The organism is Plantibacter sp. VKM Ac-2876 (assembly GCF_015350715.1).
Taxonomy (GTDB): domain Bacteria; phylum Actinomycetota; class Actinomycetes; order Actinomycetales; family Microbacteriaceae; genus Plantibacter; species Plantibacter auratus.
In genome coordinates, this window is record NZ_JADKSI010000001.1 from 309,886 (window position 1) to 322,865 (window position 12,980).

The 12,980-nt window shown below is 69.6% G+C and carries 13 protein-coding genes; 6 read left to right on the plus strand and 7 right to left on the minus strand.

Annotated elements, in window-relative coordinates; translation table 11 throughout:
* Window positions 1-24 precede the first annotated feature (24 nt).
* Together ITJ62_RS01420 and ITJ62_RS01425 are read left to right on the plus strand one after the other, a co-directional pair.
* On the plus strand, window positions 25-813 hold the full coding sequence (locus tag ITJ62_RS01420; protein WP_194718745.1) for a 3-oxoacyl-ACP reductase: 789 nt from the start codon (window positions 25-27) through the stop codon (window positions 811-813).
* A 53-nt stretch (window positions 814-866) separates the two neighbouring features.
* On the plus strand, window positions 867-1,631 hold the full coding sequence (locus ITJ62_RS01425) for a FadR/GntR family transcriptional regulator (protein ID WP_194599392.1): 765 nt from the start codon (window positions 867-869) through the stop codon (window positions 1,629-1,631).
* 90 nt (window positions 1,632-1,721) lie between these two features.
* Here the strand turns inward: ITJ62_RS01425 and ITJ62_RS19145 are convergent, their stop codons facing one another.
* Entirely contained in the window at window positions 1,722-1,844 is a 123-nt protein-coding gene (locus ITJ62_RS19145) for a hypothetical protein (protein ID WP_255376692.1), read from the minus strand.
* 71 nt (window positions 1,845-1,915) lie between these two features.
* Between ITJ62_RS19145 and ITJ62_RS01430 the strand changes: the two genes are divergently transcribed.
* On the plus strand, window positions 1,916-2,866 hold the full coding sequence (locus tag ITJ62_RS01430; protein WP_194599393.1) for a LysR family transcriptional regulator: 951 nt from the start codon (window positions 1,916-1,918) through the stop codon (window positions 2,864-2,866).
* A gap of 15 nt (window positions 2,867-2,881) precedes the next feature.
* On the opposite strand, the gene ITJ62_RS01435 is transcribed toward ITJ62_RS01430, so the two are convergent.
* Window positions 2,882-3,583: a DedA family protein gene (locus ITJ62_RS01435; RefSeq protein ID WP_194599394.1), complete on the minus strand. Its 702-nt coding sequence runs from the start codon at window positions 3,581-3,583 to the stop codon at window positions 2,882-2,884.
* Window positions 3,584-3,755: 172 nt separating this feature from the next.
* Between ITJ62_RS01435 and ITJ62_RS01440 the strand changes: the two genes are divergently transcribed.
* Window positions 3,756-4,631, plus strand: a complete 876-nt coding sequence (locus tag ITJ62_RS01440) for an exodeoxyribonuclease III (RefSeq protein ID WP_194599395.1) — start codon at window positions 3,756-3,758, stop codon at window positions 4,629-4,631.
* 261 nt (window positions 4,632-4,892) lie between these two features.
* Here ITJ62_RS01440 and ITJ62_RS01445 read toward each other — a convergent pair whose 3' ends face one another.
* The 3 genes from ITJ62_RS01445 to ITJ62_RS01455 form a co-directional block, all read right to left on the minus strand.
* Window positions 4,893-6,485 carry a DUF4832 domain-containing protein gene (locus ITJ62_RS01445; protein WP_194599396.1) on the minus strand — a complete coding sequence of 531 codons (1,593 nt, stop codon included), beginning with the start codon at window positions 6,483-6,485 and terminating at the stop codon, window positions 4,893-4,895.
* Between the two features lie 159 nt (window positions 6,486-6,644).
* Window positions 6,645-8,237 (minus strand): amino acid permease, encoded by a 1,593-nt coding sequence (locus ITJ62_RS01450; RefSeq protein WP_194599397.1) that lies wholly within the window; start codon window positions 8,235-8,237, stop codon window positions 6,645-6,647.
* A gap of 160 nt (window positions 8,238-8,397) precedes the next feature.
* Window positions 8,398-9,318 (minus strand): AEC family transporter, encoded by a 921-nt coding sequence (locus ITJ62_RS01455; protein WP_194599398.1) that lies wholly within the window; start codon window positions 9,316-9,318, stop codon window positions 8,398-8,400.
* A 164-nt stretch (window positions 9,319-9,482) separates the two neighbouring features.
* On the opposite strand from ITJ62_RS01455, the gene ITJ62_RS01460 reads away from it, so the two are divergent.
* On the plus strand, window positions 9,483-10,580 hold the full coding sequence (locus ITJ62_RS01460; protein WP_228497766.1) for a Glu/Leu/Phe/Val dehydrogenase family protein: 1,098 nt from the start codon (window positions 9,483-9,485) through the stop codon (window positions 10,578-10,580).
* 79 nt (window positions 10,581-10,659) lie between these two features.
* Here ITJ62_RS01460 and ITJ62_RS01465 read toward each other — a convergent pair whose 3' ends face one another.
* Together ITJ62_RS01465 and ITJ62_RS01470 are read right to left on the minus strand one after the other, a co-directional pair.
* Window positions 10,660-11,673 (minus strand): NADP-dependent oxidoreductase, encoded by a 1,014-nt coding sequence (locus ITJ62_RS01465; RefSeq protein ID WP_085511912.1) that lies wholly within the window; start codon window positions 11,671-11,673, stop codon window positions 10,660-10,662.
* Window positions 11,674-11,773: 100 nt separating this feature from the next.
* Complete coding sequence (locus tag ITJ62_RS01470; protein ID WP_194599399.1) at window positions 11,774-12,160, minus strand: DUF1304 domain-containing protein; 387 nt, start codon at window positions 12,158-12,160, stop codon at window positions 11,774-11,776.
* A 139-nt stretch (window positions 12,161-12,299) separates the two neighbouring features.
* On the opposite strand from ITJ62_RS01470, the gene ITJ62_RS01475 reads away from it, so the two are divergent.
* Window positions 12,300-12,881 (plus strand): TetR/AcrR family transcriptional regulator, encoded by a 582-nt coding sequence (locus ITJ62_RS01475; protein WP_194599400.1) that lies wholly within the window; start codon window positions 12,300-12,302, stop codon window positions 12,879-12,881.
* Window positions 12,882-12,980 lie beyond the last annotated feature (99 nt).

Genomic DNA, 12,980 nt, shown 5'->3' on the forward strand with positions numbered 1-12,980 from the left:
GACCCAGAACCACAGGAGCACCACATGACCATCACCCCCATCGACCTCACCCAGCGGCTCGCCGGGAAGGTCGCCGTGATCACCGGCGGCGCGAGCGGCATCGGCCTCGCCACCGCGAAGCGGTTCGCCGCGGAGGGCGCGACCGTCGTCATCGGCGACCTCGACCCCACGACCGGCCAGGCGGCGGCCGAGCTCGTCGGTGGGCTCTTCGTCCAGGTGGACGTGACCGACCAAGCGCAGGTCGACCACCTGTTCGACACGGCGGCCGAGACCTACGGCTCGGTCGACATCGCCTTCAACAACGCCGGCATCTCCCCGCCCGACGACGACTCGATCGAGACGACCGAGCTCCCGGCCTGGGAGCGGGTGCAGGACGTGAACCTCAAGTCGGTCTACCTGTGCTCGCGCGCCGCCATCCGCCACATGGTGCGGCAGGGGAAGGGCTCGATCATCAACACCGCGTCGTTCGTCGCCGTCCTCGGTTCGGCCACCTCGCAGATCTCGTACACGGCGTCCAAGGGCGGGGTGCTCGCGATGAGCCGCGAGCTCGGCGTGCAGTTCGCGCGGCAGGGCATCCGCGTCAACGCGCTCTGCCCGGGTCCCGTCAACACCGCGCTGCTGCAGGAGCTCTTCGCGAAGGACCCGGTGCGCGCCCAGCGGCGACTCGTGCACATCCCCCTCGGTCGGTTCGCGGAGCCCGAGGAGTTGGCCGCCTCCGTCGCCTTCCTCGCGAGCGACGACTCGTCGTTCATCACCGGGTCGACGTTCCTCGTCGACGGTGGTATCTCCTCCGCCTACGTGACACCGGAATGAGCTGACGACATGCCCGGGCGGGGGACGCGACCCCGGGGAAATAGACTGATCCGATGAGCGAGACGCGGAAGGGCGACGAGGCGACCGAGGTGCTCAGCGCCGAGCTCCTCCTGCGTCCGGGCCGCGCCGGGAACGCCTTCGAGGAGACCGTCCAGCGGCTCCTGCAGTCCATCCGTCTCGGGCTCATCGAGCCGGGCGGTCGTCTGCCGGCCGAGCGCGAACTCGCGACGATGCAAGGGGTCAGCCGCGACACCGTGCGGGATGCGATCGCCGCGCTCACCGAGGCCGGTTACCTGACCTCGCGGCGCGGGCGCTACGGCGGGACGTTCGTCATGGACGAGCTGCCCGACGACGAAGCGATCAGCGCGGCCGACTCCCCCGAGGTCGGCAGGGTCACGATCTCGGCGGCGGAGATCGAGGACACGCTCACGCTCCGCGGCATCCTCGAGGTCGGTGCGGCGCGCGAGGCGGCGCAGTGCAAACTCTCCGGGGCGGACCGCGAACGCCTGTGGCAGGCGCTCGGAGACTGCCGGGACGCGGCGCCCGCCGACTACCGCCGCCACGACTCCCGCCTCCACCTGCTCATCGCGGAACTCGTGGGTGCCCCCAGCCTGCTGCCGCTCGTCGCCGAGTCGCGCATGCGCGTCAACGAACTCCTGAACGGCATCCCGCTGCTGGCCGTGAACATCGCGCACTCCGACGAGCAGCACGAGCGCATCGTCAAGGCGATCCTGCGCGGTCACCCCGAGGAGGCGGCGCAGGCGATGGCCGAGCACGTCGCCGGCTCCGAGGCGCTCCTGCGCGGCTTCCTCGCCTGAACGCCTGTCGCGGCGCGGACATGGAACGACCTCCCGGCGACGAGTCGCGAGGAGGTCGGATGCGCCGGTCGGGCCGGCGGGTGCGAGGTCCTAGAAGGACTTCGGGTAGGTGCGGGCCGGGATGGCACGGTAGCCGTCGCGCTTGACGACGACGACCGATCCGACGGCTGCACTCGCAGCGAGGAGGGCGATGATGCCGAGATAGATGGTCATGGTCCAATGAAACGCCTGTTGGGCGTGAAGGACAAGCGAACAATATTGACGTTACTCGGTAGCATCGCTACATGGATGTCCGCCGACTCGACCTGCTCCGCGAACTCGCCGAGCGCGGCACCGTGCACGCCGTCGCCGAAGCCACGCATCGCACCCCGTCCGCGGTCTCCCAACAGCTCAAGGTCCTCGAGCGCGAGGCAGGCCTGCCGCTCACCGAACGGCGTGGTCGCGGGCTCGTCCTCACTGACGCCGGCCGGGCACTCGCGGCCAGCGCCACGGACGTCGCCGTCGCGATCGAGCGGGCGACGAGCGTGTGGGACGAGTACCGCAACCGTCCGATCGGCACCGTCACGGTCGCGACCTTCCCCACCTTCGGGCAGATGGTCGTCCCTGCCGTGCTCCGCAGGCTCGAAGCGGTGCCCGGCCTGCGGGTCGTCGTGAGCGACCGAGACCCCGACCTCGAGGACTTCCCCGATCTGGCGGCCGACTTCGACATCGTCATCGCGCAGGCGATCAGCGGCGAGCGCAACTGGGTCCGTCGCGGTCTCCGCATCACGCAGCTGCTCTCCGAGCCGCTCGACGTCGTGCTGCCGGTCGGGCATCGCCTCAGCGGCCAGACCGTCCTGACCCCGGCGGACCTCGCGGACGAGTCCTGGATCGGTGTGCCGGTCGGCTATCCGCTCGACCGCCTGCTCCGCAGCATCGAGGCCGAATCGGGCGGCGAGCTCCGAGTGGTGCAGCGGGTGAGCGACAACCGCATCGCGGAGGCGATGGTCGCGGCCGGCCTCGGCATCGGGCTCCTCCCGCGGTACACGGCCAGCGGTCCGGAGCGCGGCATCGTCCTCCGTCCGCTCGCGGGGCTCGACGCGACCCGTCGGATCGTCGCACTGTCGCGTCCCGACCGCGCCGAACGCCTGGCGGTGCGGACGGTCCTCGACGCGATCCGCGTGGAGGCGCAGTCGGTCGCCGCCTCGCACACCGCGCCGGAGCCCGAGGAACTCACCACGCCCCGCTGGGTGTGAGCCGCAGGACCGCGCTCAGGAATCCGTCTGCGCGTCGGCGCCGGTGCGCTCCCGACGGTACCGCTGCACGCCGCGCCAGACCGCGACGCCGACGGCGATCACGACACCCGCGATGACCACCTTCTGCAGGATGCCCGCGTACTCCTCGACGATGTGCCACTGCTCGCCGAGGAAGAAGCCGGCGAGGACGAAGATGGTGTTCCAGATGGCACTGCCCGCGAAGGTGAGCAGCGTGAACCGCAGGACCGGCATCCGTTCGACGCCGGCGGGGACGGAGATGAGGCTCCGGAAGATCGGGAGCATCCGCCCGAAGAACACCGCCTTCGAGCCGTGTTTCTGGAACCAGGCCTCCACGCGGTCGACGTCCTCGACGTGCACGAGCGGCACGCGCTCAGCGAGGCGGCGCATGCGGTCACGTCCGAGGACGGCGCCGATCGCGTAGAGGGCCAGCGCGCCGATCACGGAACCGGCCGTCGTCCAGATGAGGACCTCGACGAGGCCGAGCTTGCCCTGGCTGGCGGCGAATCCGGCGAGCGGCAGGATGATCTCGCTCGGCAACGGCGGGAAGAGGTTCTCGAGGGCGATGGCGAGCCCGGCTCCCGGACCACCCAACGTCTCCATGAGGTCGACCGCCCAGTCAGCGACCCCTCCGAGGGCACTGTCCCCTCCGGTCGAGGCGGCGGACAGGCTGAACGTGGCGGCGGTGGACGTCGTCATACCCTCGACGCTACGCGACACCCGCTCGCCATCCCTGGGAACCTCCGCTCAATCCCCCACCCGTCGGTTCGCAATTCAGGACGCCTTCGGCGTGCCGACCGCTCGTCGCCTGCCCCGGCCCCGACACTCCGCAGCCGTCCTGAGTTGCGAACAGGTTCGATAGCGTTGGGGCATGCGCATTGCCACCTGGAACGTCAACTCGATCCGTACCCGCGTCGGCCGCGTGGTCGACTGGCTCGTCCGTGAGGACGTCGACGTCCTCGCCATGCAGGAGCTCAAGTGCAAGCCCGAGCAGTTCCCGATGGAGGCCTTCACGAAGGCCGGCTACCAGGTGGAGCTCCACGGGCTCAGCCAGTGGAACGGTGTCGGCATCGCCAGCCGCCTCCCGATGGAGGACGTGCAGATCGGCTTCCCCGACATGCCCGGCTTCGGCAAGCCGCCAGCGAGCCTCGCGCTGGACGGTCCCGGCTTCGACGCCGACGGCCTGCCGCTCGAAGCGCGAGCCATCGGCGCGACGGTCGACGGTGTCCGTCTCTGGAGCCTGTACGTCCCGAACGGCCGCGCGGTCGGCGACCCACACTACGACTACAAGCTCCGTTGGCTCGCCGCGCTCGAAGCCGACACCCGCTCCTGGCTCGCCGAGAACCCCGAACTGCCGCTCGCGCTCATGGGCGACTGGAACGTCGCGCCGCTGGACTCCGACGTCGGCGACCCGAGCTTCGGCCCTGGCTCGACCCACATCTCCGCGCCGGAGCGCGCCGCCCTCGCCGCCTTCGTCGACGCGGGACTCCAGGACACCGTCCGCCCGTTCGTCCCCGAGGGCTACACCTTCTGGGACTACAAGCAGCTCCGGTTCCCACGGAACGAGGGTCTCCGGATCGACTTCATCTACGGCTCGCAGGCGTTCGCGGACCACGTCGTCGAAGCGTCGATCCACCGCAACGAGCGCAAGGGCGACAGTCCGAGCGACCACGTTCCCGTCGTCGTCGACCTCGACTTCACCCTCTCCGACGAGGATGAAGACGACTCCCCCATGATCTTCGGCTGACACCCGCCCGCACTGTCCACAACTCCTGCTGTCAGAGCACACCGGCGCTCGACGGGGATCCCAGACGCCGAGAACGAGCACTCAGCAGGAGTTGTGAACACGGCAGACGGCCTCGGCACCGGACGGGGTGCCCACCGACCCCGCCTCACCCGACCGTCCGCCGCACGTTCGCAACTCCTGCAGGTCACGCCTCTGCTGCCCTGTTCCAGGCCGGAGACGGTAGTCGCCCCGAATCAAGCAGGAGTTGTGCCCAGCCCCCGATCAGGACGCGGGCGAGGAGACCCGGCGGCGGCGGGAGAGGACCAGCGCGAGGGCACCGAGGGCGATCACGCTGCCACCCAGCCACGCGGGCGCGATTGAGGCGACGCCCGTGTCGGGCAGCCTGGCCGCAGCACCGGCCACCGGTTCGGCCATGACGACCCCGTCGGCGCCGACGGTCACCTGACGCTGCAGGCTGTTCACGCCGGTCGCCGCGTCCCAGGTGCCGACGTTCGCGGTCTGGACGGCGTAGAGCGGGTTCGCCGCGACCGACTCGTGCGTGGCCGGCAGCGACAGCGCGGTGTCATAGCGACCGGCCGGGACGTCGGCGAGTGAGGCCTGGAGCGTGACGGTCTCGCCCGCACCCCAGGTGCGGGCGTCCGAACCGAACGGGACGCGCACCGTGCGCTCGGCGTTCGACAGCACGAGGTAGGCGGGCCGGCTGTTGTACGGAGCCGCCCAACCGTCGTTCCGGACCGTGAGCGAGAGCGTGCCGTCCACGACCGAGCTCTCGGTCATCACGAAGCGGTAGCCGAGTCGCTTCGCGGTGGTGTCGAGGTTCTCCTGGCCCCAGGACTGCAGGACGTCCTGCAGGTAGTCCCAGTTGAGGTAGCTGAAGTTGTATCGCTCCATCTCGGCCGAGGCGGTCGCCCACTCCGACCGCGGCGGGTTCACGTTGCAGGTCTCGCCGCCGACCGGCACCCAGTCGCTCTCCTGCGCGAGGTAGTCCTGATCGAGGGAGATCGGGTCGGACAGGTAGGTGCCCCAGTCGTCGGGTGCCGCGAGGAAGCAGTCGTTGTGGTGACCGATGCGCGAGATGGCGCTGCCGTCGAACGCCTGCGCCTCGGTGATGGCCCCAGCGGTCCCGGACGGCACCCCGAGGATGTTCTGCTTCATGTTCATGGTCCGCACCTGGATGGAGCGGTCGGCCGGAACCGCCTCGAGGAGCGCCTCGACGACCGCGCGACGCTTCGCCCAGTCCTCGTCCGTGAGGACACCGGGGTTCGCCGGGTCCGCGGCGAAGTGGTCCGTGTAGTAGCCCTCACCCCAGAGGCCGACGAAGCCGGCTTGGACGACGGAGATGACGTCGGCGTTGTCCTGGAAGATCGGCGTGAGCTGCTCGATGTGGGTGAGCACGATGTCGAGCGGTGCGTCGCCGTAGGGCGGCGTGTAGGGCCAGTCGCCGCCGGCGAGGTACGCGAAGCGGGGGATGATCGAGATGCCGGCGGTGCGAGCCGCGTCGAAGTCAGCCTGGACGAGTGCGAGCCAGGCCGGGTCGAGGGTCGGCTCGGCCACGAATCGTTCCATGTAGAAGACGCGGACGAGTTCGGTGATGCCCTCCTCGCGGTAGGCCGCCAGGGTGGCGACGTCGAGCGGCGTGTACCCCGGCCCGCCCTCGGTCCCCTCGGGGTAGTAGTGGGTGTTGTTCGTGTGGTCGAAGCCGCGCTCGGGATTCGCGATGATCGCATCGCTCGGCTCGTAGGCGACCGTGTCGGCCGGGGTCGGGGCAGGTGCTTGCGCCGCAGCGCTCAGCGGTGTGGCGACGACGATGCCGCACGCGGCGAGCACGGCGACGAGACGGAGACGACGGTTCACGGGAACTCCAGCGGGGTCCGGTGGTGCACGGAAGAGGTTGCCCACATCCTGCTGAACCGACACCCGAGGTGCAAGGGAATGCTCGAAACCAACCCGAAGTGATCACTATCGCTTAGCGATTCACCACGAAGCACTGACTCGTCGCCGTCTCCGCTCGCCCTATGAGCGAGGTGCGCCCCCGCGCTTCCGCTTGTTCGCATCGATGGCGGGACGCTCCGCGACCACCGGCCAGGTGCCCGTGTGCCCCTCGCGTGCGGCCGCAGCGGCGAGGATCCCCGGCTTGGCGGCGAACCATCCGACGATGAGCAGCGGGATGAGGACGACGAGTGAGGCGAGGACCCAGCGGCCGGTCTCCGAGAAGCCCATGGTCACGAGGACGAAGGCGAGGAAGGCCAAGGTCAGATACGACGTGAACGGCGCCCCGAACAGGCGGAACGACGGCCGCTCGACCTTGCCCTGCTTCGCCCAGCGTTGCAGCTGGATCTGGCAGAGGATGATCGTCGCCCACCCGCCGATGATGCCGATGGCCGAGATCTCGAGCACGATCTCGAACGCCTTCGACGGCACGAGCGCATTGAGGCCGACACCCAGCAGGGTGAGCGCTGCGGTGAGCAGGATGCCACCGAACGGGACGCCGTTCTTGCTCATCTTGCCCGTGAACGCGGGAGCCGAACCGTTGACGGCCATCGAGCGGAGGATGCGACCGGTCGAGTAGAGGCCCGCGTTGAGGCTCGACAGCGCCGCGGTCAGGACCACGAAGTTCATGACGGACGCCGAGATCGCCCCGGCCTGCTCCGACCCGATGTGCGAGAAGAAGGTGACGAACGGGCTCTCGCCGGCCTGGTAGGCCGTGTACGGGAGCAGTAGTGAGAGGAGCAGCACCGAGCCGACGTAGAAGATCGCGATGCGGAAGATGACCGTGTTGACGGCCTTCGGCATGATCTTCTTCGGTTCGGCCGTCTCACCGGCCGCCGTGCCCACGAGCTCGATGGCCGCGTAGGCGAAGACCACACCGGAGATCGCGATCATCGGGGCGAAGGCGCCGACCGGGAACAGCCCGCCGTTGTCGCCGATGACCGAGAATCCGACGGCACCGATGTCGGTGCGTCCGCCGAAGACGATGAAGCAGACGCCGACGATGAGGAAGATCACGAGCGCCGACACCTTGATGAGCGCGAACCAGAACTCCATCTCTCCGAACAGCTTGACGGAGACGAGGTTGAGCGCCAGCACGACCACCAGGGCGGCGAGCGCGAAGACCCACTGCGGGAAGTCCTCGAGCTCCTTCCAGCCGAAGAGCTTGCCGAAGGTCTTGATGTAGAGCGCGGCCGCGGTGACGTCGACGATCGAGGTCATCGCCCAGTTGAGGAAGTACAACCACCCCGCGCCGAACGCCATCTTCTCGCCGTAGAACTCCCGAGCGTAGGAGATGAACGAGCCCGAGGACGGACGGTGGAGGACGAGTTCACCCAGAGCGCGGAGGATGAGGAAGGCGAAGAACCCGCAGAGCGCGTACACGAGGATGAGCGCCGGGCCGGAGCTGTTCAGGCGCCCGCCCGCACCGAGGAAGAGCCCCGTGCCGATCGCGCCGCCGATCGCGATCATCTGGATCTGCCGCGGCTTGAGGGTCTTGTGGTACCCCTCCTCCTCGCCGGAGAAGTCCTGCACGGCGAGCATCTCGTCGCCGACGGTCTCGCGGGATTCGGCCCAGTCTCCGGAACGTTCGTGTCGTGGGGTCGTGCCTTCGGTCATGTCGTCCCATCGGGTCGGGTCCGACGGCGCTCCGCCGGACTGGACGGTGGTATATCTCAGTCGTGCCCGCCCAAGAGTAGTCGCGAACGTTCGGCATTTCCGGCCATCGCTGTCCATTCTTCGGAGGACAGCAGCGCTCGGAACAGACCGGTTCCGGGGCTCAGGCGAGCAGGGCGGCGACGACGACGAGGACCGGCACAGAGAGGATCGTCGTCAGCAGGACCGTGTCGCGGGCGAGCGTGACACCCTGCTCGTAGCGGCTGGCGAAGTTGTAGACGTTCTGGGCCGCCGGGAGGGCCGCGAGCACGACCGAAGCGAACAACGGCGTGCCGCTCAGCCCGAAGCCGAAGTGCGCGATGAGGTAGGCGAACCCGGGCATCACGACCGATTTGATCGCCGTCGCCACGAAGATCTCCCGACGTCCGCTGCCGGCCTGCAACGGCCGCATGCCGTGCAGCGACATCCCGAACGCCATGAGGATGAGCGGCACGGCCGCGCCGCCGAGGAGCTCGAACGGAGCCATGACGGGCTCGGGGAGCCGGACGCCGAACAGGTTGAGCACGACTCCGATGATCGACGCGACGATCATCGGGTTGCGGAAGGGTTGCGTCACGATGCCGAGGAAGGAGACGGAGCCGCGCTGTCTGACATCGAGGATGGTGAGCGCGATCGGGGCGAAGACGAGGAGCTGCAGCAGGATGACCGGGGCGACGTACCCGGCCTCGCCGAGGACGTAGACCGCGACCGGGATGCCGATGTTGTTGGCGTTGACGTATCCCGAGCCGAGTGCGCCGATCGTCGCGACGGAGAGGTCCTTGCGCAGCCACACGGCGTTCAGCAGCACGAAGAGTGCGGCGGCCGACAGGGCACTCGCGAGGGCGACCCAGATGAAACTGCTGAACACCTCGTGCAGGTCGGCCGTGGCGAGCACGGTGAACAGCAGCGCCGGGTTGGTGACGAAGAACGCCACCCGGTTGAGCACGTGCCCGGTCGTCGGCCCCCCGACCTCGAGACGCCCGGCGAGGTAGCCGACGAGGATGACGGTGCCGATGATCGCGAACCCCGTCAGCACTCCACCCATGCCGTCCAGCCTAGGTGCAGCCCGTCCGGCGGCCCGGTCGAGCCGACGGTTGTGGAGCGGGCGGTCGGCGTGGAGAATCTGGGGAGGAGAGCCGGGCACCACCATCGCCCAGTGATCCGCTCCCACCAGGAGCCCGCACCAATCACCCACGAGGAGATCCGACGATGACGTCATTCGACCCGATCGCGTCCAGCGACGCGATGCACAGCACCAGCCTCCCCCACGAACGCCTCTCCATCAGCCGCGGACCGCGCTCCGGGCTGACCATCAGCGTCGCCCTGCACTCCACCGCCCTGGGACCGGCCCTCGGCGGCGCGCGACTCTGGCGCTACGGGTCCTGGCTCGAGGCCGTCGACGACTCCCTCCGCCTCGCTGCGGGGATGACGATGAAGAACGCGGCCGCCGGTCTCGCGCACGGCGGCGGCAAGTCCGTCATCCACCTACCCGTGGGCACGACCCTCGACCCCGCGGAGCGCCGCGACGCGATGCTCGACCTCGGCGACGCGGTCGAAGCACTCGGCGGCGCCTATCGCACCGCGGAGGACGTCGGCACGACCGCCGAGGACATGGCCGTCGTCGCCGAGCGGACCGACCACGTCAGCGGGCTGCCGGCGGATCGCGGTGGTGTCGGCGAACCGAGCGAGGCGACGGCGGCCGGCGTGCACGCGGCCATCACCGCGACACTCGAGACGGTCTTCGGCACCCCGCTCGTCGCGGGCCACCGGGCGACGATCTCCGGGCTCGGTCAGGTCGGCGGCCGTCTGGCCCGGCGGCTCGCGGCCGAGGGGGCTCGCCTCATCGTCACCGACGTCGACCCGCGGAAGCGCGCCCTCGCCGAGGAGATCGGCGCCAGCTGGATCGAACCGGGCGACGAGCACCTCGTGGAGACGGACCTCTTCGTGCCGTGCGGTGTCGGCGGTGCCCTGAACGCCCGGGTGATCGGGCAGCTGCGGTGTCGCGCCGTGGTCGGAGCGGCGAACAACCAGCTCGCCTCCCGGGCCGACGCGGTGGCCCTCGAGGAACGCGGAATCCTGTGGGCGCCGGACTTCGTGGCGAACGCCGGCGGCGTGATCTACCTCGCCATGGCGTCGGAACCGGGCGCCGATGCCGCGGCCATCGAGCAGCGGGTGTCGGCGATCGGGCGGACCGTGCAGTCGATCTACCGGGACGCCGCAGCGGAGGGCGTCACGACGCTCGTCGCCGCCGAACGCCTCGCGATGGCCCGCATCGATGCGGCCGGCGGGGTCCTCGCAGCGGTCTGACGACGACGAACGGCCCGTCCACCCGGAGCGGGTGGACGGGCCGTCGGTCGCCAGTGTCAGGCGAAGTCGAGGGATCGCGTCAGAGCTTGACGACCATCTTCCCGGTGTTGGCGCCGCGCATGAGGGCGAGGAACGCGTCGAGCGTGTGGTCGAGGCCCTCGTAGACGGTCTCGTCGAAGACGACGTCACCGTTCTGCAACCAGGCACCCATCTCACCGGAGAACGCCGGGAAGTGCTGCGTGTAGTTGCCGACGGTGAAGCCCGTGAGGGTGAGCCCGCGGGTCACGATGTTCGACAGGTTGCGCGGGCCCTCGGCACGCTCGGTGTCGTTGATCTGCGAGATGACGCCGCAGAGCGCTGCGCGTCCGCCGTCGTTGAAGGCGTCGATCGCCGCTTCGAGGTGCTCACCGCCGACGTTGTCGAAGTACACGTCGATGCCGTCGGGTGCCGCGGCCGCGAGCTGCTCGGTGACGGGGCCGTCCTTGTAGTTGAAGGCGGCGTCGTAGCCGTACTTCTCCGTCAGCAGCGCGACCTTCTCGGCCGATCCGGCCGAACCGATGACGCGCTTCGCGCCCTTGAGACGGGCGATCTGGCCGACCATCGTGCCGACGGCGCCTGCCGCACCGGACACGAACACCGTGTCGCCCTCGCGGAACTTCGCGACCTCGAGCAGACCGACGTAGGCGGTGAGGGCCGTCATGCCGAGGACGCCGAGGTAGGCGGACAGCGGGACGCCGGGGAGCTCAGGGACGACGCGGAACCCGCTGGCGTCCTCCTGGACGAGGTCGCGCCAGCCGAACTGGTGCAGGACGACGTCGCCGACGGAGAAGCCCTCGGCGGCCGACTCGACGACCCGGCCGATGGCTCCGCCGGTCATCGTCTCACCGAGCTGGTACGGCGCGACGTAGGAGCGGGCGTCGTTCATGCGGCCGCGCATGTAGGGGTCGACGGAGAGGAAGAGGTTCTGAACTCGGAGCTGGCCGGGCGCGAGCTCCGGGAGTTCGACGGACACGGTCCGGAAGTCGGACTCGGTCGGCCAGCCGACCGGTCGCGAGACGAGCTGGATCTGGGTGCTGAGCGCGGGGGTGTTCATGTGGTGCCTTTCCTTGGTGCAGTGATTCGATGCTTCGGTGGGTGGGCGCAGCACGTCGTCGGGTTGCGGACGGGGTGACGCCCGAGGCGTCGGGGAGGTGTCAGACGGCCAGCGCGATGACGAGTGCGATGAGTCCGAGCAGCGGGGCCGTCCCCTGGACGATCGCGGCGCGGGCCTTCGTGCGGTCCGAGGTGATGAGGACGAGGGAGGCGAGCAACATCGAACCCGCCGAGGCGAACACGAGCGCCGCCCCGACGCCGGTCGAGCCGGCGATCAGGAAGACGATGCCGACGATGGTGCCGATGGCGAGGAACAGGTTGTAGAAGCCCTGGTTGTACGCGAGACCGCGGGTGGTCTCCGCCTCCAGCTCCGTGGTGCCGAAGGTCTTGCGCGTTGCCGGCTCGGTCCAGCGCAGCGACTCGAGCACGAAGATGTAGACGTGCAGGAGGGCGGCGATGCCGACGAGGACGAGACTGACGACGAGCATGGGACGGGCCTTCCGGGAGATCGGCGTCGAGTCGTCCGGGTGGAGCGACATTCTGTACCGATGGGTCTACTATAATAGTAGAACGCTCGGTACACAACCCGCCTGTCCGAAGGGCCGGCCGAGCCAGGAGGAGGCACCCATGGGACGCACGCAGGAGTTCGACACCGTCGCCGTCGTCCAGGCGGCGCGCGACGTCTTCTGGGACCGCGGGTACGAGGCGACCTCGCTCGCCGACCTCGAAGCGGCCACCGGTCTGCGGCGGTCGAGCCTCTACCACGCCTTCGACAGCAAGCGCGGGCTGTTCGACGCCGCCGTGCAGGACTACCTCGACACCGTCATCCGACCGCGCCTCTCGGTCCTCGCGCGGGCGACGGACGGCAGAGCCGGGCTCACCACCTACTTCTCCGGCGTGCAGACGGTCATCGCGACCCTGCCCGACGACTCCCCTCGCCGCGGCTGCCTCCTCCTCAACAGCGCGGCCGGCCTCGCGGCCCACGACGATGCACTGCGCGAGGTCGTCGACGGCTACCGGGCCGAGCTCACCACCGCGGTCTCGGACGCCCTCGCCCTCGCCCGTCCCGAGGTGGACGCGGACGAACTCGCCGCGGCCGCACGGCAGCTCACGTCGTTGTCGGTCAGCGCGCTGCTGCTCGCCCGGGTCAACCGGGAGGAGGCCGTCGCCATCCTCGACGTCGCCCTCACGCAGGTCGGCAGCTGGTAGTGGACGCATAACACCGGAACCCTCCGGATGTCACCGGCGGACGCCAATGTGACGCTCTGTTTCGGCGGCCGAGAGCGGTCCGTCACCCTCGCGTAGCAT